At 41.7% G+C, this 23440-nt stretch carries 30 protein-coding genes; 26 read left to right on the top strand and 4 right to left on the bottom strand.

Features of this window, described 5'->3' with window-relative positions; all coding sequences use genetic code 11:
* Positions 1 to 8 precede the first annotated feature (8 nt).
* The 3 genes from ftsY (at position 9) to trpS (ending at position 3612) form a co-directional block, all read left to right on the top strand.
* The gene (gene ftsY, locus AB5Z12_RS14835; RefSeq protein ID WP_173717145.1) at positions 9 to 950 is read left to right on the top strand and encodes a signal recognition particle-docking protein FtsY; all 942 of its coding nucleotides are present in this window, start codon (positions 9 to 11) and stop codon (positions 948 to 950) included.
* A gap of 29 nt (positions 951 to 979) precedes the next feature.
* Positions 980 to 2191: a threonine ammonia-lyase gene (gene ilvA / locus AB5Z12_RS14830; RefSeq protein ID WP_118578861.1), complete on the top strand. Its 1212-nt coding sequence runs from the start codon at positions 980 to 982 to the stop codon at positions 2189 to 2191.
* A 359-nt stretch (positions 2192 to 2550) separates the two neighbouring features.
* Positions 2551 to 3612, top strand: a complete 1062-nt coding sequence (gene trpS, locus AB5Z12_RS14825) for a tryptophan--tRNA ligase (RefSeq protein WP_148461954.1) — start codon at positions 2551 to 2553, stop codon at positions 3610 to 3612.
* A gap of 864 nt (positions 3613 to 4476) precedes the next feature.
* Here trpS and AB5Z12_RS14820 read toward each other — a convergent pair.
* Positions 4477 to 5352, bottom strand: coding sequence for a helix-turn-helix domain-containing protein (locus tag AB5Z12_RS14820; RefSeq protein WP_368357344.1), 876 nt, complete (start codon positions 5350 to 5352; stop codon positions 4477 to 4479).
* 126 nt (positions 5353 to 5478) lie between these two features.
* Here AB5Z12_RS14820 and AB5Z12_RS14815 point away from each other — a divergent pair, with 126 nt between their 5' ends.
* The 7 genes from AB5Z12_RS14815 (at position 5479) to AB5Z12_RS14785 (ending at position 10046) form a co-directional block, all read left to right on the top strand.
* Positions 5479 to 5670, top strand: coding sequence for a DUF6462 family protein (locus AB5Z12_RS14815; protein WP_368357345.1), 192 nt, complete (start codon positions 5479 to 5481; stop codon positions 5668 to 5670).
* 56 nt (positions 5671 to 5726) lie between these two features.
* Positions 5727 to 7073, top strand: a complete 1347-nt coding sequence (locus AB5Z12_RS14810; RefSeq protein WP_368357346.1) for a phage/plasmid primase, P4 family — start codon at positions 5727 to 5729, stop codon at positions 7071 to 7073.
* A gap of 50 nt (positions 7074 to 7123) precedes the next feature.
* Positions 7124 to 7444 carry a hypothetical protein gene (locus AB5Z12_RS14805; protein WP_368368694.1) on the top strand — a complete coding sequence of 107 codons (321 nt, stop codon included), beginning with the start codon at positions 7124 to 7126 and terminating at the stop codon, positions 7442 to 7444.
* 143 nt (positions 7445 to 7587) lie between these two features.
* Positions 7588 to 8109, top strand: a complete 522-nt coding sequence (locus AB5Z12_RS14800) for a hypothetical protein (protein ID WP_368357348.1) — start codon at positions 7588 to 7590, stop codon at positions 8107 to 8109.
* A 469-nt stretch (positions 8110 to 8578) separates the two neighbouring features.
* Positions 8579 to 8929: a hypothetical protein gene (locus tag AB5Z12_RS14795; RefSeq protein WP_368357349.1), complete on the top strand. Its 351-nt coding sequence runs from the start codon at positions 8579 to 8581 to the stop codon at positions 8927 to 8929.
* Between the two features lie 21 nt (positions 8930 to 8950).
* On the top strand, positions 8951 to 9205 hold the full coding sequence (locus AB5Z12_RS14790) for a hypothetical protein (RefSeq protein ID WP_195982986.1): 255 nt from the start codon (positions 8951 to 8953) through the stop codon (positions 9203 to 9205).
* 4 nt (positions 9206 to 9209) lie between these two features.
* Positions 9210 to 10046, top strand: coding sequence for a hypothetical protein (locus tag AB5Z12_RS14785; protein ID WP_195982985.1), 837 nt, complete (start codon positions 9210 to 9212; stop codon positions 10044 to 10046).
* A 582-nt stretch (positions 10047 to 10628) separates the two neighbouring features.
* On the opposite strand, the gene AB5Z12_RS14780 is transcribed toward AB5Z12_RS14785, so the two are convergent.
* A complete protein-coding gene (locus AB5Z12_RS14780) occupies positions 10629 to 10832 on the bottom strand; it encodes a DUF1778 domain-containing protein (protein WP_195982983.1) in 204 nt (67 codons plus the stop codon).
* Positions 10833 to 11165: 333 nt separating this feature from the next.
* On the opposite strand from AB5Z12_RS14780, the gene AB5Z12_RS14775 reads away from it, so the two are divergent.
* The 15 genes from AB5Z12_RS14775 (at position 11166) to queA (ending at position 19352) form a co-directional block, all read left to right on the top strand.
* Positions 11166 to 11489: a hypothetical protein gene (locus AB5Z12_RS14775; RefSeq protein WP_368357350.1), complete on the top strand. Its 324-nt coding sequence runs from the start codon at positions 11166 to 11168 to the stop codon at positions 11487 to 11489.
* Positions 11486 to 11695 (top strand): hypothetical protein, encoded by a 210-nt coding sequence (locus AB5Z12_RS14770; protein ID WP_368357351.1) that lies wholly within the window; start codon positions 11486 to 11488, stop codon positions 11693 to 11695. The genes AB5Z12_RS14775 and AB5Z12_RS14770 overlap by 4 nt, the downstream gene beginning before the upstream one ends.
* A 195-nt stretch (positions 11696 to 11890) precedes the next feature.
* A complete protein-coding gene (locus tag AB5Z12_RS14765; protein ID WP_368357352.1) occupies positions 11891 to 12133 on the top strand; it encodes a hypothetical protein in 243 nt (80 codons plus the stop codon).
* A gap of 10 nt (positions 12134 to 12143) precedes the next feature.
* A complete protein-coding gene (locus tag AB5Z12_RS14760; RefSeq protein WP_368357353.1) occupies positions 12144 to 12383 on the top strand; it encodes a hypothetical protein in 240 nt (79 codons plus the stop codon).
* 1 nt (position 12384) lies between these two features.
* Positions 12385 to 12513: a hypothetical protein gene (locus AB5Z12_RS14755; protein ID WP_368357354.1), complete on the top strand. Its 129-nt coding sequence runs from the start codon at positions 12385 to 12387 to the stop codon at positions 12511 to 12513.
* 216 nt (positions 12514 to 12729) lie between these two features.
* A complete protein-coding gene (locus tag AB5Z12_RS14750; RefSeq protein ID WP_368357355.1) occupies positions 12730 to 12867 on the top strand; it encodes a hypothetical protein in 138 nt (45 codons plus the stop codon).
* Entirely contained in the window at positions 12864 to 13001 is a 138-nt protein-coding gene (locus AB5Z12_RS14745; RefSeq protein WP_368357356.1) for a hypothetical protein, read from the top strand. Before AB5Z12_RS14750 ends, AB5Z12_RS14745 begins: the two co-directional genes overlap by 4 nt.
* 165 nt (positions 13002 to 13166) lie before the next feature.
* Positions 13167 to 14381, top strand: coding sequence for a tyrosine-type recombinase/integrase (locus AB5Z12_RS14740; RefSeq protein WP_368357357.1), 1215 nt, complete (start codon positions 13167 to 13169; stop codon positions 14379 to 14381).
* Positions 14382 to 14596: 215 nt separating this feature from the next.
* A complete protein-coding gene (gene ylxM / locus AB5Z12_RS14735) occupies positions 14597 to 14920 on the top strand; it encodes a YlxM family DNA-binding protein (protein ID WP_118578857.1) in 324 nt (107 codons plus the stop codon).
* Between the two features lie 3 nt (positions 14921 to 14923).
* The gene (gene ffh / locus AB5Z12_RS14730) at positions 14924 to 16276 is read left to right on the top strand and encodes a signal recognition particle protein (RefSeq protein ID WP_148461955.1); all 1353 of its coding nucleotides are present in this window, start codon (positions 14924 to 14926) and stop codon (positions 16274 to 16276) included.
* Positions 16277 to 16330: 54 nt separating this feature from the next.
* Positions 16331 to 16576 carry a 30S ribosomal protein S16 gene (gene rpsP / locus AB5Z12_RS14725; RefSeq protein WP_117852013.1) on the top strand — a complete coding sequence of 82 codons (246 nt, stop codon included), beginning with the start codon at positions 16331 to 16333 and terminating at the stop codon, positions 16574 to 16576.
* Positions 16577 to 16736: 160 nt separating this feature from the next.
* Positions 16737 to 16967: a KH domain-containing protein gene (locus AB5Z12_RS14720; RefSeq protein ID WP_021926512.1), complete on the top strand. Its 231-nt coding sequence runs from the start codon at positions 16737 to 16739 to the stop codon at positions 16965 to 16967.
* A 104-nt stretch (positions 16968 to 17071) separates the two neighbouring features.
* On the top strand, positions 17072 to 17575 hold the full coding sequence (gene rimM / locus AB5Z12_RS14715) for a ribosome maturation factor RimM (RefSeq protein WP_148461956.1): 504 nt from the start codon (positions 17072 to 17074) through the stop codon (positions 17573 to 17575).
* Entirely contained in the window at positions 17576 to 18340 is a 765-nt protein-coding gene (trmD, locus tag AB5Z12_RS14710) for a tRNA (guanosine(37)-N1)-methyltransferase TrmD (RefSeq protein ID WP_118578851.1), read from the top strand. It begins immediately after the preceding gene.
* Entirely contained in the window at positions 18327 to 19352 is a 1026-nt protein-coding gene (gene queA, locus AB5Z12_RS14705) for a tRNA preQ1(34) S-adenosylmethionine ribosyltransferase-isomerase QueA (RefSeq protein WP_148461957.1), read from the top strand. The genes trmD and queA overlap by 14 nt, the downstream gene beginning before the upstream one ends.
* A gap of 58 nt (positions 19353 to 19410) precedes the next feature.
* Here the strand turns inward: queA and AB5Z12_RS14700 are convergent, their stop codons facing one another.
* On the bottom strand, positions 19411 to 20664 hold the full coding sequence (locus AB5Z12_RS14700; RefSeq protein WP_148461958.1) for a CapA family protein: 1254 nt from the start codon (positions 20662 to 20664) through the stop codon (positions 19411 to 19413).
* Between the two features lie 148 nt (positions 20665 to 20812).
* Positions 20813 to 22186, bottom strand: coding sequence for a sodium-dependent transporter (locus tag AB5Z12_RS14695; protein WP_148461959.1), 1374 nt, complete (start codon positions 22184 to 22186; stop codon positions 20813 to 20815).
* Positions 22187 to 22530: 344 nt separating this feature from the next.
* Here AB5Z12_RS14695 and AB5Z12_RS14690 point away from each other — a divergent pair, with 344 nt between their 5' ends.
* Positions 22531 to 23364 carry a deoxyribonuclease IV gene (locus tag AB5Z12_RS14690; protein ID WP_148461960.1) on the top strand — a complete coding sequence of 278 codons (834 nt, stop codon included), beginning with the start codon at positions 22531 to 22533 and terminating at the stop codon, positions 23362 to 23364.
* The last annotated feature ends 76 nt before the right edge of the window (positions 23365 to 23440 follow it).

Genomic DNA, 23440 nt, shown 5'->3' with positions numbered 1-23440 from the left:
GAGAGGAAATGGCAGAGGAAAAGAAGGGCTTTTTTAAAAGACTTGTCAGTGGCCTGACAAAAACAAGAGACAACATTGTGGCAGGATTTGATTCTCTTTTCACCGGCTATTCAACAATAGATGATGATTTTTATGAGGAGCTGGAAGAAATCCTGATCATGGGTGACATTGGAATCAATGCCACCACAGCCATTCTGGACAAATTAAAAGACCAGGTGGAAATCCGAAATATCAGGGATCCCAAGGAGTGCAAGCAGCTTCTTATTGATACCATCAAGGAGCAGATGACGGTAGACAGCACAGAGTACGAGTTTGAAAACCGTAAATCCGTTATTCTTGTGATTGGTGTCAATGGTGTTGGAAAAACAACTTCCGTTGGAAAACTTGCTGGCAAGCTGAAGGACCAGGGCAAAAAGGTTATTCTTGGTGCTGCGGATACTTTCCGTGCAGCGGCAGGGGAACAGCTGACCCAGTGGGCGAACCGGGCAGGAGTGGAGATCATTGGCGGTCAGGATGGAGCAGACCCGGCATCAGTTGTCTATGATGCAGTGGCAGCAGCCAAGGCCCGCAATGCAGACGTTCTGATCTGTGATACCGCAGGAAGACTTCATAATAAGAAGAATCTTATGGAAGAGCTTCGCAAGATTTACCGCATTCTGGAGAAGGAATATCCGGAAGCGTATCTGGAAACTCTGGTGGTTCTGGATGGAACGACAGGACAGAACGCACTTGTGCAGGCAAGACAGTTTGCAGAGGTGGCGAATGTAACCGGTATCATTCTTACCAAGCTTGATGGTACAGCCAAGGGTGGTATTGCGGTGGCAATCCAGTCTGAGCTTGATATTCCGGTGAAATATATCGGCGTTGGTGAGAGCATTGACGATTTACAGAAATTCGATGCAAATTCTTTTGTGGATGCGTTGTTTGATATTCGTCCGGATGAAAACTAACCCCACAGACTACAGGAGGAAAAATAAAAATGCTTACATTAGAGAGTTTTGAAGAAGCGGCAGAAATAGTTAAGCAGGTAACCCAGGAGACCAAGCTGGTGAAGAGCAGTTATTTCTCTGAACTCACTGGAAACAAGGTCTTCTTCAAACCAGAGAACATGCAGAGAACAGGTGCATATAAGGTGCGTGGAGCTTATTATAAGATCAGTACTCTTTCCGACGAGGAGAGGGGCAAAGGCCTGATCACAGCTTCCGCTGGAAACCATGCACAGGGTGTGGCATATGCAGCACACAAGTACGGTGTGAAGGCCGTGATCGTAATGCCGACCACTACACCGCTTATTAAAGTAGAGCGTACAAAAGGGTATGGCGCAGAGGTTATTCTTCATGGTGATGTTTATGATGAGGCCTGTGCATACGCTCTGGAGCTTGCTGAAGAAAAGGGCTATACCTTTATTCATCCTTTTGACGATCCTGCAGTTGCTACCGGACAGGGAACCATTGCTATGGAGATCATTCAGGAGCTTCCTCTTGTAGATTATATTCTGGTGCCAATCGGTGGAGGCGGACTTGCAACAGGTGTATCCACACTTGCCAAGCTTCTTAATCCTCATATTAAAGTAATCGGTGTAGAGCCGGCAGGTGCAGCCTGCATGAAGGCTTCTCTTGAGAAAGGGGAGGTTGTTACACTGCCCCATGTAAACACCATTGCAGATGGTACTGCAGTTCAGACTCCGGGCTCTCATATTTTCCCATATATCCAGGAGAATCTGGATGAAATCATCACGGTTGAGGATGATGAGCTGATCGTTGCATTCCTGGATATGGTAGAGAATCACAAGATGATCGTTGAGAATTCAGGACTTCTGACAGTGGCTGCGCTTCGTCATCTTGATTTCAAGAATAAAAAGGTTGTGTCCATTTTAAGTGGTGGAAATATGGATGTGATTACCATGTCTTCTGTAGTACAGCATGGTTTGATCCAGCGTGACAGAATCTTTACCGTATCTGTTCTTATCCCGGATAAGCCTGGTGAACTGGTACGTGTGGCTTCTATTATTGCAGAGAATCAGGGAAATGTTATCAAGCTGGATCATAACCAGTTTGTAAGCACAAACCGTAATGCAGCTGTAGAACTGAAGATCACTCTGGAGGCGTTTGGTACAGACCATAAGAATCAGATCGTGAAAGCACTGGAGACTGCCGGATGCAGACCAAAGGTGATTCGCGCAAGTCTGTAATTGAAAAACAGAAGCATTTCCCTACCCTGCAGTTAATAACTGAAGCGACATCACAAATGGTATGAATAAAGTTAGTTACTGTTCACTCCGCTCACAGTAACACGCTTCGCGATGCACAGAAATCATGCTTTGCATGATTTCGCGCCGCAACTCTCGGGTTTTCTGTGAACTTTGTTCACAAAAAACACCTCGCGGAATGTTACCAGTGAACAGTAACTAAAGTTAGTCTATGTGCTTTGGGCGTTTTGTATATTCATGTAAAAAATGGGGAGTGTTTGCTGAATTGATTATAAATAAATACAACTGTGTTGGTTTTACAAAAGGGCCGGCATGGCGGTGAATATAAGGAGTAGCAAACTATGAAAAAAGTAATTTTAACAGGAGACCGCCCTACAGGACGTCTTCATGTGGGACATTATGTGGGCTCTTTATCTGAGCGTGTAAAGCTTCAGAATTCCGGAAATTATGACGAGATTTATATTATGATCGCGGATGCCCAGGCGCTTACTGATAACGCGGAGCACCCGGAGAAGGTTCGTCAGAATATTATCCAGGTAGCACTTGATTATCTGGCTTGCGGGATTGATCCGGACAAATCCACAATTTTCATCCAGTCCATGGTTCCGGAGCTTACAGAGCTTACTTTCTATTATATGAATCTGGTTACAGTGGCCCGTGTTCAGCGTAACCCTACTGTGAAAGCTGAGATCCAGATGCGTAATTTCGAAGCCAGCATTCCGGTTGGATTTTTCTGCTATCCTATCAGCCAGGCAGCTGATATTACAGCATTCCGCGCAACAGCAGTTCCGGTTGGAGAGGATCAGCTTCCTATGCTGGAGCAGTGCAAAGAGATCGTACACAAGTTTAACACAGTATATGGTGAGACGCTTACAGAGCCGGAGATCGTACTTCCTTCCAACAAGGCGTGCCTGCGTCTGCCAGGTATTGACGGTAAGGCAAAAATGAGTAAATCTCTTGGAAACTGCATTTATCTTTCCGATGAGGCAGATGAGGTTAAGAAGAAGGTTATGTCCATGTTCACGGATCCGAATCATCTTCGTGTTCAGGATCCGGGAAATGTTGATGGCAATCCGGTATTTATTTATCTGGATGCTTTCTGCAAACCAGAATACTTCCCGGAATTTCTTCCGGATTATCAGAACCTGGACGAGCTGAAAGACCATTATAAGAGAGGCGGACTTGGAGATGTTAAGGTTAAGAAGTTCCTGAACAACGTTCTCCAGGCTGAGCTTGGCCCGATCCGCGAGCGCCGTAAAATGTGGGAGCAGCGCATTCCGGATGTCTATGATATTTTAAGAGAGGGCAGTAAGGTGGCTGAGGCAAAGGCAGCTGAGACTCTGAGGGATGTAAAGGCTTCTATGAAAATTAATTATTTTGATGATGATAGTTTGATTCAGTAAAATATGTGGATTTTAAGTTGACATTTCGTTGGTTATGGCATATGCTAATAGTAGCTAAGGAATGCGGTGAAATTCCATGCGACGAAACGAAAGCCCTCAGAGTTGCAGCTCTGAGGGCTTTCTTGCTCGTTACGGTGAGCTAATCCGTTTAGGCTGTTGCTGCCTATTGTTTACCGTCCAGCCATTTGCATATGTAGTAGCTAACTACACTTGCTAAAACGGAAACAAGAAATGCGGTGAAAATTTCTTCCATGTGATTCACCTCCTTTCTGCTGGAGGCTCGGCAGCTTTTATAGTATAGCATAAGGGCGGACAATTAGAAATAGCGTATAATAAATTTGGACATATAAATAGTATATACAATGTAAAGAAAAAACACTTGACATTATTATTTCAAAAAGCCAGTAAATACAAGGGTTCTAATGGTTGAAAAGCTTAATTTGTGACAATCTTGTGACAAATGCTAGAAATACCTAAGATTTTACGGTGTTGACTGTGGAAACTTATAAGTTGACATTTCCCTAGTTATGGCATATGATAATAACAGCTAAGGATTAGAGCAATAGTCCATCGAAAGCAAACGAAAACCCCGGAGGTGTGTGAGACTTCCGGGGTTTTCTATTCCGTTTATGTAGGTGGCTTATGCCCTAGGCTGTTATGCTGCCTATTTGTCTTTTCTGTCCAGCCATTTGTAAATGCAGTAGCTAATTACATTTACTGCGACAGGGACAAGGATTAGAGCAATAATATTATCCATCGAACTCACCTCCTTTCTGCTGGAGGCTCGGCAGCTTTTATAGTATATCATGCTTTAGAACAAAATGAAATAAAAAGATAAAAATGATATAATTGATATTTAAATAATTAATTTTTAGTATTTAGCCATTTTACAAAACCTTTCATGAAATTATAAGATAGTGAGTAATTATATTTTTCTGCAATTTTAGGAATCTGTGAAATTATATCATCTGGCGTTCCCCATCCCAATATATATTCATTTCCTGAAAAATGTTTTATTTCGTCTAGTTTGTATTGCACAATCTTTATTAATCTTTGATATGGAATTGAGTCAAAAGAGCTTTCAATAAATTGAATCAGTTGCATTGCTAGTTCGTGAGAAGTATCCGGGTCATCAAACTCCAATGAAAAGCCAGCTGCGTTTTCAATAATTTCATCAAACAAAGATATAATTCGATTATGTAATACTTTTTTATTGGCTTCGTTATTTCTATAGGCATATTCAAAACGTCCACTATTGTTTTCACCACGTTCTTTTACAACAATTATCTTATCATCTCTATTCCGTATATATTGATCCACTAAATCAGATAGCTCTTTGATTCTTGTTGAATCAGCCATAGTATCAATAAGTTCACAGAAATTTGAAGAAAATTGATACGATTTTTTTAAAATAAGATCACACGCGTAGGTCTTATCAGCAAAATACAAATTATAATGATCGTCTATTAAAGTATGAGTTCGCAATCCAGTAAGATCGGTAATGAGTTGTTCGTTATATCGGGGTTCATTTATCTCACCAATAAGATAGCCTATATCAACATTGAATTCTTTTGCCATTAAATCAAGATATTCTACTGGAGGAAAGGTATTATTGGTTTTTCTCAAATAATGCTTTAATCCATTAACGCTGATTCCTAAAATTTCAGCAATCTCAGCTTGCGTTTTATTATTAAGTTTACATAATTGCCTAAAACGTGTAATAAAAATACACTTATCCATCGAATATCCTCCCTTTAATGCAAATGTTGGTGTAGTGACATTGTACTACACATGAGATACAATATCAATAGATGAAAAGCCAGCGCGCAGGATATTTCACAATAAATTATGCAAGGAGGGCTGATAATGAATGCAGCAGTAATAAACAGGAGAGGAAAACTACAGAGAGTGCAAGAAGCGTGTTCCGATACTAATTGGAGCAGAAACACTCTTATGAAGGTTGCCACTGAAGCCAACGCGGTTATTCGAGTTGGGCGAACTGTAAGAATTGATATGCCTGCTTTGTACAAGTATATTGATACGGTTTACAAAATGTAGCATATTAAAGGAACTTTAAAAATGAAAATCTACAAAGAAAGGTGAACGAGAGCCATGTGAGAGCCAGTAAAAACAAAATGGATATTCAAGAAAAATTGAAGAGGTTTCATAAATTCAGTGAGAGAGGAAAGCCCTATGATATTATAGACGCTAGAATTTCAAATTATATTATTGAAAATAATAATTTGATGATTATATCTGGAAAACCTTTCTATTATGTGGGCGGCGTTTATCGTGAGGATAAAAACGGAGTAATGCTTAAAACCCTTATTCGAAACTGTATGGTTGAAGAATTGCAAACTGCTCCACGGATAGATAGAGTGTACAGGCTGCTTATAACAGATTTCCAGATACAACAAGAACCAGACGAAATTAATCTTTATCCGAAAGAATGGGTGAATTTTAGAAATGGAATGGTGGATGTTAAGACTGGGAAAATATATGAGCATTTGCCGGAGTATAGAGCTATTAGCCAGATTCCACATGATTATAAGCCAGGTCTAAAGATTGAAGACACGACTTTTTATGAATTTATCCAGAGTAGGATTCCCGATAAAGATAATCAAAAGATGTTGCTTGAATTTATGGGGATGTGTCTTTTTTCTGAAATATTCTTTCAGAAATTTATGATTTTGACAGGAAAGGGAAATTGTGGAAAAAGTGTAATTTTAAATGAGTTATTGAGATTGACAGGAATAGAAAATGCGTCTGCGATACCTTTGCAGAAAATTTCTGATCGTTTTACAACGGCAAAGTTACTTTACAAAACCGTGAATGTTTGCGGTGATCTGGAAAATGCTCCATTAAAAGACACATCCGTGATTAAACAGTTGACAGGCGAAGACCTGGTGCAGGGCGAGTATAAGGGTGGAGACATTTTCTTTTTTAAGAATCGTGCAAAATTTATATTTTCTTGCAATGAGCTTCCGCAAGTTCTGGATGACCGATCAAATGGGTTTTATCGACGCTTACTTATTATTCGTTTTAATGACGAGGGGGCATTTATTCCAGACCTTGAATCAAAGTTAAGTGATGAAAAAGAGGTTGAAGCAGTTATATCTGGATTGGTTGAGGGGGCAAAACAAGCCCTTGAACGGGGGCAAATATACGAGTCGGGGGCAAACCTGGGGGAAATTACGCGAATGAAAATCGAATCTGATACGACAGAAGCGTTTATAGAAGAATGCTGTGTTCGAGATCAAAAAGCAAGGGTAAAACGTCCAGATTTGCTCTCTGCGTATGAGAATTTTTGCAAGGAAGAAGAACGCGAACCATTGCGAAAAACCGCATTTTATAAGGCTTTGCGGACAAAAGGTTATCGAGAAACGAAGGTACACGGAACGGTTTATTTTTCTGGATTGGAATTAAAGTTTATGGAGACAGAAGAAAACCCATTTTTATAGGTGGTAGTAAAAGGGGCAAACATTTTTTAATTTATCACATATGTAAAAAAATGAAATATAAAAAGAATTTTGAAAAATGCACCCCTTTTGCTACCAGTGCATTATTAACTACAAGGGTTCGACCTTGTGTCGAGGAAAGGAGAACATTGGATTTTAAGCAACAATATTTTTCGATTTGGCAAGAAGTTTGGACGCTGCACAAGAAATATCATGGTGTGTCAGCTGATGATGAGAAAGCATGGGAGCGACTGGATAAAGAATGTGAACTGCTTGATAAAAAGTACCAGGGAAAAGAACAAAAGTTCTTGCAATCGCTACTGTTGGCGGTATGCGCGGAGCTGGAAAGGGAGAGTAAGCATGAGGAAAACTAGGGCAGAGCCAACGCATAAGCTCGATAGATTTACACAATGGAGCCGAGAAGTGATAGCAAGTAATAAGTGTGTGGATAGGGATGGGAGCCCACCACAACATGTAAAGTTGACATCCGAAAAAGCACTGAAAGGAGGTGAGAATAATGCCGAAAAATAACTTTCCAAACACAACAATCGACAATTTACCGGACAATTTCGTGGTGGATTCTATCACGTCACTGCAAGAATTAGCAGCAATGGGGAAAATCAGTGGTTCACCAGATCAAGACGGAGAATTTGAGCATCGTGTAGCGCAGATCATAGAATTTTGCAAGTGCAAGAAAATGAGACTGGGGGTAGAAACTCTTTGTGGTGGGCTTGGAATTACACGACAGACGCTATGTGATTGGGAAAGAAACGCCTATGGAGGGATATCTGAACGCAGGCAAGAAGCTGTGAAACAGGTTAAACAGCTTATATATGCGTTTCTGGAGCAGGCTGGATTATCTGGAAAGGTGCATCCAACTACTTATATTTGGTTATCTAAAAACTGGATGAAATACCGCGATAATATGCCAGAGGAATCAGAGAGTGACAGATCAGTTGTAACACGGACTGCCGTCGAGATCGCAGAACGGCACAAGGCAGCGCTGGAACTGCCAGACATGGAACCGCCCGAATTGTAATATATGGGCTAACTGCTGCCAGATTGTCACAAATATTGTCGCAGCCAAAGGAATAAAAGAGCGTGAGGCTGTGTAAATACTGCAATTGTTTACAATGCATTGTCAAGAACTAAATCTTGATTGCTGATTTTTCAGCCGTGAACAGGCAGCAGAAACGCCCCCCCGGAGGGGTCTGTGCGTAGCTCATCCTGGGCTGAATAACGTCCCCTTCCACTCGAGCAAATAAAAAAGACTTTTAATATCAAGCCCCTCAAAATTTTTCAAAAAACAAAAAAGGGGGTATCTGCTACGGACACCCCTACAACCTACACAATAGTAAGCATTAAACGTTCAAATTTCGGTTTTTGTTCCATGAATGGACAATTTACCGCTGAATGTTTAAAAGCTGATTTTAGGGTGAAATAAGTAGCTAATTAACAGAGATTAAAACAAGCCTGTGCATTTATTAGGCAGAAAGGAAGCGAGAAAAATGACGATTGAACAAGCGGCTGACAAACTGATGGCAACTTATGCGAGGTTCGGAATTGATCGGCGTGAGATAGTCCGACTCATGCGGAGCGGCATTGAAAATTATGATTTAACAATCGGTGCCGTATTTAATGGATGTCGTATGATGCTATCCGAGCAATTTCACACACAAGAATTGTTTTCGCAGCGAGATATAGCGGAAATGCTAGAGATTTCAGAGGAAGAAGCTGTCGAGCGAATTGAAGAAGTGAAAGCACAGCTGTTAGAGCAGGGCGAGGACATTTCACAATACATCATTTCAGAGCCAAAACGCCAGAAGTTTATTCTAAAACCACAAAAATGGACAAGTTAATTTGAAAGGAGATCAGAAAAAATGGAAAAAAAATATTTTAAAGTTTTATCTAAAACTTCAAAAAGCGGAATTGGTAAAGATGGAATGCCGTATTGTTTTGAAAGTTTGACTATTGATTTTTATGGAAAATCAGCAAAAGTTGGTCTGTCCGAGAATATGGAAGTTAAACCGGGGCATTTCGTAAAACTGGGATTCTGCACACGTCGGAGTTATGGCTGTGCGGAAGTTGTTGCAACTGCAGTTGAAGTTCTTAAACCAGAAGTGAAAGGGGAATAAAGGGATGGGAAAATTTGATGAAATTCGAAGAATTATGAAGGATTTTAAGGGCGATGTGGACGGTTTGGCAAATCGAAAAATTGAAGAGATTGAGACTGCAAAGGCTCGACTGAATCCAACGGCATTAAAGGAAGAATTGGCAAGTTTGGATGCAGAATATGGTAAACATTTTGAATTTACCAGAAATATGTACCGGGAAAAATTGGCTGCTGCAGTCGCAGATCGGAGAAGGGGCAACGCTAACAAGTACATAAAGGGCTACTTTGATTTTGATTTGCTTAATAAGATGAATATTATCAGCCAAAGCGAGGTGCAACTTACAGAAGATGAACTGGCCAGCTTTTGTAAGGATGCAATGAAGAGCAGATCGGAATTTTGTGTCCGAAAAGTGCAGTTGATGGCAGAACAGAACGGATTCCGCTTAAATGTTCCGTCAGAAGCAAAGGCAAATGCGGTGCTAGATGAAGTGGCAAAAACAGCAAGTGAAGTCATTGATAAATTTACTGGGGAATTGACCGGGAAAGAAAATGGCGGAACAGGCCGTGATGGTACAAGTATGAAGATTCGTGTACATGCAGAAGGTACTTTTTTAAACAGATATGAACAGCAGTATGAGAAAGAAACAGTTGAAGACGTTCGGATCAGCCGCATTAGTAAGCAAGGCTTTGCAGAAATGGAAGCAAACAAACAGAAAAAGGCAGATCAAGAACCTGTTGAGCTTGTAAATGCTGATGGTGTTCATGTGACAGCTCAATCTAATGGAACGAACAGTGCGGCGGCGTATTTTGCAAAAAATTATTCCAATTGTATGAACCAGAAAACAACAGAGCCAGAAGATTAAGAAATTAAGTTCCCGGTGCTGGCAATCTGGTGCAGGGGCGCAAACAGGAGGGGCTGCAGTGACCGATCAAGAAATTGTTGGATGTTTGATAACGGAATTTTCCACTTTCTATCGGATATCGCCGGAACGTATCGAGAAAGTTTTCCAACTTGCAAAACAAGAGCTGGGCGATTCTATGAACGCATACTACGCGACTCAAACTCTGCTAGTGAATATGTTCCGGGCTAATTCTGAGCCGATCTGGAAAATCTCAAAGTAGACAGAAACAGTCATGAGAAAAATTCTAAGTCAATAAAAAAAAACCCTGGTTACTCGTGTGCGTGCATTGAATAACCGGGGTTCCTAGAAAGGTGATCGTTATCTATTAATTATTATAGCACAAGTAGCACAGAAACGCAATAAAAAAGACCGCCCAAACGAAAGAGCAGCCCTTTTTATTCATTTAAGGAAATGAAACTATCCTTTTTGTGTAGATTTATGCGTGTGGTGAGTTCGTTAAAGCTCCACGCAAGCGTTAGCCTATTTTTAAAATAGCACAAAAAGAACAAATGTTCAAGCTCTTTTTCTCTTTATTAGGCTTGATTACTTTTTGCAGTCCTGCTCCATGCGCTGATCTACAGCTTTTTTAATATAGCCGTTTACAGATTCCCCGGCGGCTTCTGCTGCCTGGCGAATGATTTCGCGTTTTCCTTTTTCAACACGAATTTTGATTTCGTCATAATTATTTTTCATATATTTTGCAACTGCTTTTTGCTGAGCTTTACTAATCTTGCTTTCTTCCGACATGTTGAACTCCTTTCTATGTTGTTGGATATAATTAAAATTATTATAGTTTATAATACTATCGGGTACAATATACATATTACACAAAATAACATTTTTATATCGGGTACAATATCGTGAATTTTACATATTGATATATCGGGTACGATAGACTATACTATAATCAGTTCAAGGGAACAGAGAACAGCGAAAAGTGAAAATGATGAGATCGCAAGATGTACCAAAGACACTGACATAACACCGGGCAAGGGTAAGCAAAGGCACAGGAGTTGTCGAGATTGGTTTAAGACCTGCCGGAGCTGATCGGGATTTCCAGAAGAGAAAGGAGATGTACATATGAGATATAATTTATCAAAGGTCATGTTGAAAGCCTGGAAGATTTACCGTAAAACAAAGGGTATCAGTTTTGGTGAAGCTCTTCACAGAGCGTGGTTATCTGCAAAGGCTGAGGAAGTAAACAATACTCGCATTGAAACAGCCAAAAAAGCGGCAAATATAACCGAGCCTGTTAATACATGGGCTAGGTGGAAAGAACTCGGATTTGAGGTTGTTCACGGAAGCAAGGCATTGTTTAGCACAGTGTTGATTTGGGGAAGCCGGGGAGATGGTGCTACTTATAAGGCGAGCTTTTTCGGGGAATCCCAGGTGCAGCCAATATGATAGTAGAAGAGGTTTTGAGATATATTCAGTTGGCAAGCCGAAAAGCATATATCTTAACGCATAATGGCGTTGAGTGGCTTCCAGAATACGAGGGAGAGCTACAACAAATAAATCAAGAACTTGCTTTACTTCGTCCTTTGGTGGATGCGGAGCATGCTAAAAGAAAGGAGTTTGAGAGATGTTCACAGCAACGGAAGCAGTATTAATTTTCTTTTCTGGTGTGATGTGTACCATTTTATTTCAGATCACACATGATGGAAAAGGAATTTAATAAAAATGCCCTTGCCAGAGCGGCAACTCCGACAGGGGCGCGTAACCTGGAAACAAGCAAATCACAGGGCTACAGGGAAAAGTATATCATTCCTGTTAGCCCCTAGCAAGAATTTTATGGAGAAATGACAATGAATGGAAATGCAAAAGATGTAAATTATCAGCCGTTAGCAAGTGAGATCATTACAGACTTGCAGAAGGAAAACGAACAGCTGAAAGCAGAATTAAAGGATAAACAGGAAAACCTTGATATATGCGTAGAACTGGCTGACAGATATATGTATCGTCAGAGAATTATTGAATGCACACTGAAATTGAATGATAAAGAACTACTGAAATGTGTATACGCATATATGAAAAAACTGAGCGAGTGAGGGCTAAACTATGAGAGATTACGAAAAAGAAGATTTACTCATAGAAATGCAGAGTTGCATTGAGAAGCTTAATTACATGCTTAATTCTACAATTGAGCGTTATGGACTGGACAAGGGAGAAATCACATCCCCGGAAGAAGCAATGGAATTTGCATACAATAAAACATCCTTGTGGACAGAGTTGGAAATTTGCGTTGATTATATCCAGAAAATTAAGCAGATTGAGAAGAAACTGGAGGCGTTGGGGTGATATGGACTATAAGGAAAAGATCAATGAATTGCTTAATGATTTAGGGCAAATAGAACTTCGATACATCTATATTATTGTATCGGATGTTCATAAAGAAACAGTTGTTAATGGAGGGCAAAATGGATTATAAGTCTGGAATTATTTCAATGATTGAGAAAATTGAAAAGCCTGGAACATTGGAATATCTGTATACCTTTATTTATTTATTCTTAGAAAGATGGGGCTAACGCTATGGATTACAGAAAAGAGATCATTGAACGGCTTACCAAAATCCAGTCAGAAAAGATTTTACGCTATATTTATCTTTTTCTGGTTGATATCCCAGAAAGATACTGGAGGTAGTCAAATGGATTACAAGAAAGAGATTATTGAGATGATAGAAAAAATTACAAAAACAGAAAATATATCTATGCTATATGGAGTTGTCAAAACGATGGTTGAATACGAAGACCAAAAAGAAAAAAAGCAGGGAAAAGCAGAATGAACGATAACATTGATTACAAAGAGGAAATAAAAAAACTCTTAGAAAAGGCGAAAGAACCGTACACCTTTAAAAGAGTGTACAAGCTACTTGAATACCTGTACTTGCAGGAAACTACGGAGGAAAAAGAAGAATGAATTACTATAAGACAGAGATTATTAATCTTGTGCAGAATTGTGACAATAGTCACTGGCTGAAAGTTATTTATGCGTATGTGAAAGCCCTGTTAGGGTGAAGCGAATAGGGCGGCGTAACTGCTGCCCCTTTCCTTTATTAGGCAATATAGAAAAGAGGTGCGAGAAATGGCAAGAAAAGATGCAAATGGACGAAATCTCAAAACTGGGGAATATTATGATAGTAAAAACAATCGGTATCAGTTCCGCAAAATGATTGATGGAAAGCGAATTACAATCACTTCGGATAAACTCGCAGACCTTAGAAAACAGGAAAATGAGTTATTATGCCGACTTGATAAAGGTGTTGTTTTTGATAATAAACGAGCAAAAATGACTTTAAATGAGTATTTTGATTATTGGTTTGGTACATATGCCCGGAGTGGCAGAAAAGCTACTACATGCACGAATTATAAATCATATTATAATACGTATATTCGTGAAACTATCGGAAAAAAGGCAATTGTTAAAATCACAAAGCTGGACTGTCAGAGAATTATTAATGAAATGGTGGAAAATGGAAAAAAACACTCAACAATGTTAAATCTAAAATGTTGTTTAAATAAAGTTTTTGAATCTGCTATTGATGAAGATATTTTAATGAAAAATCCGATAAAAAATTTACAGGTGCCTAATACAGAACGAAAGAAGCGGACAGCTATTGAATATTCACAAATAGAAATATTTATGAATTATGTGAGAAATAGTGAAAAATATTCAAAACAATATTCAGAATTTGTGGTATTATTTAATACTGGAATGAGAATCGGAGAGCTGGCAGCTTTAACATGGGACTGCATTGATTTTGAAAATAATACAATTCGGATTGATAAGACTGTAAACCGATATCGAAAAAAAGATTTTGGATTTACTGTTGCGATCGCTTCACCTAAAAGTAAAACATCAACCAGGGTTATACCAATGAGTAACGATGTAAGAAAGATATTGTTAAAACATAAGCTTTTGAATATTCAGCCAGTAGAACCAGTACCAGTGGTAGATGATTATGGAAATATCAAAAGAAAAATATCGAACTTAGTATTTGTAAATTCACAAAGAAGAGTATGGATAGAACCTAACTTTTTAGCATTAATAAATAGGATTATTAAGAATTATAACAAGGCAGCAGACCGGGAACATAAAGAAAGAATTGAAAACTTTTGTCCTCACATGGCAAGACATACTTATACAACACTTGCTTATTCTGTTGGGGCTGATGTTAAAGCGGTTAGTGAGATTCTGGGACACGCTTCTACATCTGTTACACTGGACACCTATACACATCTTACTGACGAGAAAAAGCGGCAACAGGAAGAAGTGGTAAAATCAATTAAGGTACTGTAAAAAGGTACCTTTTTTTGTGCCATTCTGTGACAATCTTGTGACAAAAAAGTATAAAAACATAAAGCTAGACGAATTAAGACAAAAGTGTTGTTATTTTGAGAATCCGCATTTTATCAATAGATAAACGTAGACGAAAAAACACGAACAAAAGTTCGTCAACAAAAAACACTTGACACACACCACAAAATACGGTATGATACCCAAGGTGATAACGAATGGAAAAGTTTGTAGAACGTACTTTGCTCTATGATTTTTACGGAGAGCTTCTTACGAAGAGACAGCAGCAGATCTACGAGAGTGTAGTTCTGGAGGATTATTCTTTAAGTGAGGTTGCAGAGGAACTGAATATCAGCCGTCAGGGCGTACATGATATGATCAGACGCTGTGACAAGGCACTGGAAGGATATGAAGAGAAGCTGCATCTGGTGGAGAAGTTTGTGAATATCCGGGGACAGGTACAGAAGATACATGAGCTTGCATCCGGATATCACGCTGATGATATTGAGGCAATATCCAATGTGATTTTAGAGGAGTTATAATTCATGGCATTTGAAAGCTTAACAGATAAACTTCAGAATGTATTCAAGAAGCTGAGAAGCAAAGGCCGTCTGACCGAAGAGGATGTTAAGATTGCTCTTAAAGAAGTTAAGATGGCACTCCTTGAAGCGGACGTTAACTTCAGAGTCGTGAAACAGTTCACGAAATCTGTACAGGAACGTGCAGTTGGACAGGACGTTATGAACGGACTGAACCCAGGCCAGATGGTCATCAAGATTGTAAATGAAGAGCTGGTTAATCTTATGGGAAGTGAGACTACAGAGCTTCCGATCAAGCCTGGCAATGATCTGACTGTCATTATGATGGCAGGTCTTCAGGGAGCTGGTAAGACCACTACAGCAGCCAAGCTTGCAGGTAAGATCAAGTCTAAAGGTAAGAGACCTCTTCTGGTAGCCTGTGACGTTTACAGACCCGCAGCGATCACTCAGCTGCAGGTAAACGGTGAGAAACAAGGCGTGGAAGTCTTTACCATGGGTGATAAACAGAGCCCGGTAGACATAGCCAAGGCGGCTGTTGCACATGCCAAGGCGAATCAGCAGAATGTAGTGATCATTGATACAGCAGGTCGTCTTCATGTCGATGAGGATATGATGCAGGAGCTTGCTGATATTAAGTCTAATATTGAGGTAGATGCTACAGTCCTTGTAGTAGATGCCATGACCGGACAGGATGCAGTCAATGTAGCCCAGACTTTTGCAGAGAAGGTTGGAATCGATGGAGTGATCCTGACCAAGATGGATGGTGATACCCGTGGTGGTGCAGCTCTTTCCATCAAGTCCGTAACTGGCAAGCCAATCCTGTATGTAGGTATGGGAGAGAAGTTATCCGATCTGGAACAGTTCTATCCGGAGAGAATGGCATCCCGTATCCTTGGTATGGGAGATGTAATGAGCCTGATCGAAAAGGCAGAAGCAGCCGTAGATCAGGAAGCAGCCCAGGAGATGTCCAAGAAGCTGAAGAAGATGGATTTTGATTTCAATGACTATCTTACCAGCCTTGAACAGATGAATAAGATGGGCGGAATCTCCAGTATCCTGAACATGCTCCCTGGTGTGGGAAGCAAGATGAAAGATGTGGAGAGCATGATCGATGAGAAAGCAATGGACAGAACCAAGTCCATTATTCTTTCCATGACCCCACAGGAGCGTTCCAATCCAGGAATCCTGAACCTTTCCCGTAAGAACAGGATTGCCAGAGGCGCAGGTGTGGATGTTGCAGAAGTCAATCGCCTTGTGAAGCAGTTTGAGCAGAGCAAGAAGATGATGAAGCAGATGCCGGGTCTCATGGGCGGCGGCAAAATGGGTGGTAAAAGAGGCGGCTTTAAGCTCCCTTTTTAACATAAAATAATTAAATTAACTAATAAAGAGAAAGTAAATTGGAGGAAAATTAAAATGGCAGTTAAGATCAGATTAAGAAGAATGGGACAGAAGAAAGCACCTTACTATAGAATCGTTGTTGCAGATTCCCGCAGCAAACGTGACGGAAGATGTATCGAAGAGATCGGAACATATGATCCGAACCAGGAGCCAAGCGTATGCAAGGTTGACGAAGAAGCAGCTAAGAAATGGCTTGCAAACGGTGCTCAGCCTACAGAAGTTGTTGCTAAGATCCTTAAACAGGCCGGAATCGAGAAATAATTTAAGGAGTATCTTAGAGGTTGCCAGAATGGTTCAGACTGCACAGTATTTCCTGTGAAAGTCGTGAACTGTAATCGGCAATTTTCAGGGGGTATTTCTGTGACGTCCAGATGAGGGCATTTTTTGAATATGCTCCGGGGCGGGATCAGGGAGGTGTGTAATGAAAGAATTAGTAGAAGTAATTGCAAAATCTCTTGTTGAAAATCCGGACGAAGTAGTCGTTACCGAAACAGAAAAGGATGACGCTGTTGTTATCGAACTGAAGGTAGGACCATCTGATATGGGTAAGGTGATCGGACGTCAGGGCAGAATCGCCAAGGCCATCCGTACCGTAGTAAAAGCGGCTTCTTCCAAAAGCAGCAAAAAAGTGATTGTAGATATTCTGCAATGATAAGCAAGATATATGGATGCAGGAGCTGTGGAGACATGGCTCCTGTTTTTACTTATGAAAGTCCTGGACGGCAGACATATTCGTTTTTTGTAGAGGAGTTTTGAATGGAAGATTTATTAAAGGTTGGAGTAATTACCACCACTCATGGCGTGCGGGGAGAAGTAAAAGTATTCCCTACCACAGATCCGGAGCGTTTCCTGGATCTTGAATACGTGATTCTGGATGCCGGCAGAGAGATGAAAAAGCTGGAAATCCGTAACGTGAAATTTTTTAAGAATCTTGTGATCCTGAAATTTAATGGGATTGATAATATAAATGATATTGAAATGTACAAAGGCAGAGACCTGTGGGTTCCCAGAGAAGAAGCCCAGGAACTGGATGAAGATGAATATTACATCGGCGACCTGATTGGCATGGAAGTGGTTCTGGAGGGCAACACCCATTTCGGAACCCTGAAAGATGTTATGGAGACAGGAGCCAATGATGTTTACGTAGTAGAGCTTCCAGATCATCAGGAAGTACTTCTCCCGGCAATCAAGGAATGCATCCTTGACGTTGATCTGGAAGAGAATGTGATGACGGTACATTTGATGAAAGGACTTTTATAAATGAATTTCCATGTTTTGACCCTTTTTCCGGAAATGATCCGGAATGGAATGAACACCAGCATTACAGGGCGTGCTATTAATGCAGGAATCCTTTCTGTGGAGGCCATAAATATCCGCGACTATGCTTTTAACAAGCACCAGAAAGTAGATGATTATACTTACGGCGGCGGTGCTGGAATGCTGATGCAGGCAGAACCGGTTTACCTGGCTTATGAAGCGATTGCCGAGAAAGCCGGGAAGCGCCCCCGTGTGGTTTATCTCACCCCGCAGGGACAGGTGTTTAATCAGCAGATGGCAAGAGACATGGCGAAAGAGGAAGACCTGGTTTTCCTTTGCGGTCACTATGAGGGGATTGACGAGCGTGTTCTGGAGGAAATTGTGACGGATTATGTGTCTATCGGAGATTATGTGCTTACAGGCGGCGAGCTTCCGGCCATGGTTATGATGGATTCTATTTCCCGCATGGTTCCAGGCGTGCTCAGCAATCAGGAGTCTGGCGAGACCGAGTCCTTTGCAGGAAATCTTCTGGAATATCCCCAGTACAGCCGCCCGGAAGAGTGGCATGGTAAAAAGGTTCCGGAGGTTCTTATGTCCGGTCATCATGCAAATATAGAGAAGTGGCGCAGAGAGCAGTCTATCATTCGTACAGCCAGAAGGCGCCCGGATCTGCTGAAAAAGGCAGATCTCACCAACAAAGAATGGAATTTTGTGCGGCAGCTGAAAAAGCAGTGGAAAGAGGAGGAATCCAAAGATGAGAACATCTGATTTTTACTATGAGCTCCCTCAGGAGCTGATCGCCCAGGATCCGCTGGAGGACAGAAGTTCTTCCAGACTTATGCATCTTTCTATGGCAGATGGCAGTATTGAGCATCGCCATTTCAGGGATATACTGGACTATCTGAATGAAGGTGATACTTTGGTTATCAATGATACCAAGGTTATTCCGGCAAGACTTTACGGTCACAAGGAAGAGACTGGCGCAGTGATCGAGATCCTTCTTCTGAAAAGAAGAGAGAACGATATCTGGGAATGCCTGGTAAAACCAGGTAAAAAGGCACGCCCAGGTGCTAAGATCACTTTTGGAGATGGTATCTTAAAGGGAGAGATTATTGACGTGGTGGACGAGGGGAATCGTCTGATCCAGTTCCATTATGAGGGTATTTTCGAAGAGATTCTGGATCAGCTGGGAGAGATGCCGCTGCCTCCATATATCACTCATAAATTAAAGGATAAGAATCGCTACCAGACTGTTTATGCAAAGAATGAAGGTTCTGCAGCAGCGCCTACAGCAGGTCTGCATTTTACAAAGGAACTTCTGGAGCAGGTGAAAGCCAAAGGGGTAAATATTGCCCATGTAACTCTTCACGTAGGTCTTGGCACATTCCGTCCGGTTAAGGTAGATGATGTGGAGCAGCATCACATGCATTCTGAATTCTACATTGTGGAAGAAGACCAGGCGAAGCTGATCAACGATACCAGGAAAAATGGCGGCCGTGTGATCGCAGTTGGAACTACCAGCTGCCGTACACTGGAATCTGCAACTGGCGCTGATGGTGTTCTGAAGTCTGGAAGCGGCTGGACAGAGATTTTTATTTATCCAGGCTATAAATTTAAGATGATCGACGGTCTGATCACCAACTTCCATCTGCCGGAATCCACACTGGTTATGCTGGTATCTGCACTGGCTGGAAAAGAGAATATTCTGCATGCCTATGAGGTGGCAGTGCAGGAGAAGTATCGGTTCTTTTCATTTGGGGATGCGATGCTGATATTATAATCAAAAAATACCCCCCGGAGCTTTCGCTCTGGGGGGGGGCTGAATAACATATTTTCTTCTATCCGATCCAGGAGCTTCTTTCCTGGATTTTTTCCATAATTCTGGTCTTTTCATCCCCTTCAGCAGGCGTTGGCTGGTAATTGTTATAGCCGTAAGCGGAGGAGATGGAACATGGGATGATATTTGTTACATTATCTGCTTTTACGCCGTCATTTGAGATGGTAAAGGTCTGCTGGAAAATCATACTGTCCATGTCACTTGGGGCGCTGTTTCCGCCGAAGCAGAAGTTTCCAAGGCTGTATACAATATTTTTTCCTTTATATTCTTCAATTCCCTGAAGTACATGAGGATGATGTCCGCACACCAGGTCAGCGCCAAGGTCAATGGCAAGATGTCCAAGTGTGGTCTGATTGGAGTCTGGAACGGTTTCTTTTTCGTTTCCCCAGTGAAAGATAACGATGATCAGCTCTGCACCATCTTCTTTTACCTTGGCAATGTTGTCTTTCAGCTGCTGTTCACGCTCAAGATGATCGTATAACTCATAGATTCCCACAAGACCTACTTTTACCCCTTTTATATCCATTACGGCCGTCTCATCATAGCCAAAATGAACAATTCCCTGGGCATCCAGGGCGTCCATGGTATCCTGAAAGCTCTGCTCGCCGTAATCATGGCTGTGGTTGTTGGCTGTGTTTACTGCTTCCACAGAACTGCTGGAGTAAATTCCTGCAAAAGACGCAGGGGCTTTGAATGCGAAGGTTTTATCCTCGCGGCTGCTGCTGTCTGTGAAGGTCCCTTCATTGTTGGCGATGGTCAGGTCATCTGCTTCAAAAATGCTCTTTACATTCTGTAAAAAGTATTCTTTTCCATAATTTTCAAAATATGCATTCAGGCTGGTACTGTAATCGAAGGCTTCATCTGTGCCAAGGGTACAGTCGCCCACAACGTTTATAGTAAGGGTGACTGGGGTGTCGTGCTTCGATTTTGTTGAAACAGTATCGCTGCTTTCGGAATCAGAAGATGAATCTGAGCTGTCGCTGGAAGATTCGGCAGTCTGCTTAGTTCCATCGGCAAATGAAGAATCGTTCTTTTCATTGTCAGAAGAAAGAGCAGAACCAGTTGTCTTTTCGTCGGTTGCGTTGTTTACATTCGAAGAGTTTACACTCTTTGCCTTTCCTGCACATCCCCGGACGATCAGGATCAGTACCACCAGCAGCAGGACACCACCCGCGGCCATACAGATCTGTCGGATCTTTTTCTGGCGCTGGCGGTAATATTTGGATTTTTTGTATAAATTCTTTTTCTTTTGCATACGTCTATCCTCATATGGCTTTTTGTATATGATGTCGCCGACAGGCGATGTGTTTGTTCCGTATAAACATTGAGGCAAAAATCCATAGGTCATGTTTTGAGTGAATAGCCCTGTGAACTTTTGCCTTTGATTTACATTACAATAATATTTATCTGAAGAACTTGTCGTAATAACCCATTACGAAAATCAACAGTACAATAAGCGGCAGTACATAGGTAAGATATGGACGTGCCCACTTCGGAAATTTAATGCCGTTTCCTGTATCCGCTTCTTTGATGAAATTGTCCCATCCCCATCCGTAGCGGGTTACGCAGAACAGCAGGTAAACAAGGCTTCCAAGCGGAAGCAGGTTATTGGAGATAATGAAGTCCTCCAGATCCTGGATGGTGCTTCCTGCACCCAGTGGCTGAAATCCGCTCCATACGTTGAAACCAAGTACGCATGGCATGGATAAAACAAAGATTGCAATTCCGTTTACCAGAACTGCCTTCTTACGGCTCCAGCCCCACAGATCCATGGCAAAGCTTAAGATATTCTCAAATACTGCAATGATGGTGGAGAGAGCTGCGAATGTCATAAAGATAAAGAACAGTGCGCCCCAGAAACGGCCGCCCATCATCTGGTTAAACATGTTCGGCAGTGTTACGAACACAAGTCCAACACCCTGTGTAGGGCTTACATTGTAAGCAAAGCATGCCGGGAAAATAATAAGTCCGGCCATTAGTGCCACGAAAGTATCCAGAATACCAATCTGGATGGATTCGCCCATAAGGCTGCGGTCTTTGTCAATATAACTTCCAAAGATTGCCATTGCGCCGATCCCAAGGCTCAAGGTGAAGAATGCCTGTCCCATAGCGGCATAAATACCGGAAAGCAGTCCGTTCTCTTTCAGACGGCCAAAATCCGGGAGAAGATAGAACTTAATACCCTCGATGGCACCTGGAAGCGTACAGCTCTTAACGCAAAGAACTACCATAATAGTAAGAAGACATACCATCATAACCTTTGTGATACGTTCAACACCTTTCTGCAGTCCCATGCAGCAGGTACCAAAACCGAATGCAGTTACGATTACCATCCAGAAGGTCATTTCTCCAGGATTGGAGAGCATGGTGTTAAATACGTTTCCTACCGCTTCTGTATCAAGACCTGTGAAGGTGCCGCTTGCTATTTTAAAGAAGTAAGCCAGCATCCAGCCGCCTACAGTGGTGTAAAACATCATCAGCATATAGTTGCCAAGCATGGCTCCATAGCTGTAAATGTGCCATTTGGTGCCCTTTGGCTCAAGGAGATGGAAGCTTCTGGCAGCGGACTTGCGGCTTGCGCGTCCGACAGCAAATTCCATAACCATAATAGGCAGTCCAAGAATTACAAGGAACAGAAGATAGATCAGTACAAATGCTGCGCCTCCGTACTGTCCTGTTATATAAGGGAAGCGCCATACATTGCCGATTCCAATGGCGCAGCCGGCTGAAATGAGAATAAATCCAAGCCGGGATGAAAACTTTTCACGTTCTTTCATGTTGATTTCCTTCCTTTTTTCTATGTATGAATTCTGTGAAAAAGTATGGGACAAAAGTCTTTTTTACAGAAGAGCACACCTTTTAACAGTATAAGAATAAAATGAGTTTTCGTCAATAAATATCTTGAAAAAGAAGGGGGAAATGCTAAAATATATAGGATAATACTTGAAGTGTATTTGAGGGTCAGCTGTTTCGCGCCTATGGCGCTCCCACAGCTGCCGACCGCATTCGTAATCAGGGCCATCGCCTGGCCCATTCGATATTCAGGAATTCGCTCGTGCAAGCATGGTTCATTCTTGGCTGCTGTACGAGACTTTCATAATAAATAAGAAGGGAAAATGACATGTTATATATAGGAAATCATACTTCATCATCCAAAGGCTACGCAGCCATGGGACGCCAGATTGTGAAAAATGGCGGCAACACGTTTGCATTTTTTACCAGAAATCCAAGAGGAGGGAATGCCAAGGCTATTGATCCGGCGGACGTGGCAAAATTTTTGGAGATTGCAAAGGAGCATGAGTTTGGGAAAATTGTAGCCCATGCGCCTTATACCTTAAATGCCTGCGCGGCCAAAGAAAATCTGCGGGATTTTGCCCGGGAGACCTTTGCAGACGATCTGAAACGTATGGAAGCCACACCTGGAAACTACTACAATTTCCATCCTGGCAGCCATGTAGGACAAGGAATAGAAGTTGGAATCCAAAAGATTGCAGAAGTTCTGAATGCTGTCCTTACCGAAGATCAGACCACCACAGTCCTTCTGGAAACCATGTCCGGAAAAGGTTCAGAGGTGGGAAGCCACTTCGAGGAGCTTCGTGCCATCATGGACCTTGTAGAAAAACGCGATAAACTTGGAATCTGCCTGGATACCTGCCATGTGTGGGATGGTGGCTACGATATTGTAAACGACCTGGACGGTGTCTTAACTGAATTCGACCGCATCATCGGTCTCGACCACTTAAAAGCCATCCACCTGAACGACAGCCTCAACCCTCTTGGCAGTCACAAAGACCGCCACGCCAGAATCGGGGAAGGCCAGATTGGTCTTGATGCCCTTGTCCGTGTCATCCGGCACCCGGCATTGGAGGGTAAGCCTTTTATTCTGGAAACGCCTAATGATGATGAGGGTTGGACAAGAGAAATTGCACTTCTTAGGGAAAGATATTCAGAATAAATTGCTATTTAGTTGATTAAAAGTTCTTCAATGCGGACGCATTTGGACAATGTGTATTACTCACTCGCCGGCGCAA

Source organism: Ruminococcus sp. RTP21358st1_G6_RTP21358_211008 (genome assembly GCF_040908885.1).
Lineage (GTDB): Bacteria > Bacillota > Clostridia > Lachnospirales > Lachnospiraceae > Blautia_A > Blautia_A faecis.
This window is presented reverse-complemented; position numbering and strand designations above follow the sequence as displayed.

Coding starts and splice junctions, on each gene's coding strand:
- ftsY (WP_173717145.1), top strand. CDS start 9: ATGGCAGAGGAAAAGAAGGGCTTTTTTAAAAGACTTGTCAGTGGCCTG.
- ilvA (WP_118578861.1), top strand. CDS start 980: ATGCTTACATTAGAGAGTTTTGAAGAAGCGGCAGAAATAGTTAAGCAG.
- trpS (WP_148461954.1), top strand. CDS start 2,551: ATGAAAAAAGTAATTTTAACAGGAGACCGCCCTACAGGACGTCTTCAT.
- AB5Z12_RS14820 (WP_368357344.1), bottom strand. CDS start 5,352: ATGGATAAGTGTATTTTTATTACACGTTTTAGGCAATTATGTAAACTT.
- AB5Z12_RS14815 (WP_368357345.1), top strand. CDS start 5,479: ATGAATGCAGCAGTAATAAACAGGAGAGGAAAACTACAGAGAGTGCAA.
- AB5Z12_RS14805 (WP_368368694.1), top strand. CDS start 7,124: ATGAAATATAAAAAGAATTTTGAAAAATGCACCCCTTTTGCTACCAGT.
- AB5Z12_RS14800 (WP_368357348.1), top strand. CDS start 7,588: ATGCCGAAAAATAACTTTCCAAACACAACAATCGACAATTTACCGGAC.
- AB5Z12_RS14795 (WP_368357349.1), top strand. CDS start 8,579: ATGACGATTGAACAAGCGGCTGACAAACTGATGGCAACTTATGCGAGG.
- AB5Z12_RS14790 (WP_195982986.1), top strand. CDS start 8,951: ATGGAAAAAAAATATTTTAAAGTTTTATCTAAAACTTCAAAAAGCGGA.
- AB5Z12_RS14785 (WP_195982985.1), top strand. CDS start 9,210: ATGGGAAAATTTGATGAAATTCGAAGAATTATGAAGGATTTTAAGGGC.
- AB5Z12_RS14780 (WP_195982983.1), bottom strand. CDS start 10,832: ATGTCGGAAGAAAGCAAGATTAGTAAAGCTCAGCAAAAAGCAGTTGCA.
- AB5Z12_RS14775 (WP_368357350.1), top strand. CDS start 11,166: ATGAGATATAATTTATCAAAGGTCATGTTGAAAGCCTGGAAGATTTAC.
- AB5Z12_RS14770 (WP_368357351.1), top strand. CDS start 11,486: ATGATAGTAGAAGAGGTTTTGAGATATATTCAGTTGGCAAGCCGAAAA.
- AB5Z12_RS14765 (WP_368357352.1), top strand. CDS start 11,891: ATGAATGGAAATGCAAAAGATGTAAATTATCAGCCGTTAGCAAGTGAG.
- AB5Z12_RS14760 (WP_368357353.1), top strand. CDS start 12,144: ATGAGAGATTACGAAAAAGAAGATTTACTCATAGAAATGCAGAGTTGC.
- AB5Z12_RS14755 (WP_368357354.1), top strand. CDS start 12,385: ATGGACTATAAGGAAAAGATCAATGAATTGCTTAATGATTTAGGGCAA.
- AB5Z12_RS14750 (WP_368357355.1), top strand. CDS start 12,730: ATGGATTACAAGAAAGAGATTATTGAGATGATAGAAAAAATTACAAAA.
- AB5Z12_RS14745 (WP_368357356.1), top strand. CDS start 12,864: ATGAACGATAACATTGATTACAAAGAGGAAATAAAAAAACTCTTAGAA.
- AB5Z12_RS14740 (WP_368357357.1), top strand. CDS start 13,167: ATGGCAAGAAAAGATGCAAATGGACGAAATCTCAAAACTGGGGAATAT.
- ylxM (WP_118578857.1), top strand. CDS start 14,597: ATGGAAAAGTTTGTAGAACGTACTTTGCTCTATGATTTTTACGGAGAG.
- ffh (WP_148461955.1), top strand. CDS start 14,924: ATGGCATTTGAAAGCTTAACAGATAAACTTCAGAATGTATTCAAGAAG.
- rpsP (WP_117852013.1), top strand. CDS start 16,331: ATGGCAGTTAAGATCAGATTAAGAAGAATGGGACAGAAGAAAGCACCT.
- AB5Z12_RS14720 (WP_021926512.1), top strand. CDS start 16,737: ATGAAAGAATTAGTAGAAGTAATTGCAAAATCTCTTGTTGAAAATCCG.
- rimM (WP_148461956.1), top strand. CDS start 17,072: ATGGAAGATTTATTAAAGGTTGGAGTAATTACCACCACTCATGGCGTG.
- trmD (WP_118578851.1), top strand. CDS start 17,576: ATGAATTTCCATGTTTTGACCCTTTTTCCGGAAATGATCCGGAATGGA.
- queA (WP_148461957.1), top strand. CDS start 18,327: ATGAGAACATCTGATTTTTACTATGAGCTCCCTCAGGAGCTGATCGCC.
- AB5Z12_RS14700 (WP_148461958.1), bottom strand. CDS start 20,664: ATGCAAAAGAAAAAGAATTTATACAAAAAATCCAAATATTACCGCCAG.
- AB5Z12_RS14695 (WP_148461959.1), bottom strand. CDS start 22,186: ATGAAAGAACGTGAAAAGTTTTCATCCCGGCTTGGATTTATTCTCATT.
- AB5Z12_RS14690 (WP_148461960.1), top strand. CDS start 22,531: ATGTTATATATAGGAAATCATACTTCATCATCCAAAGGCTACGCAGCC.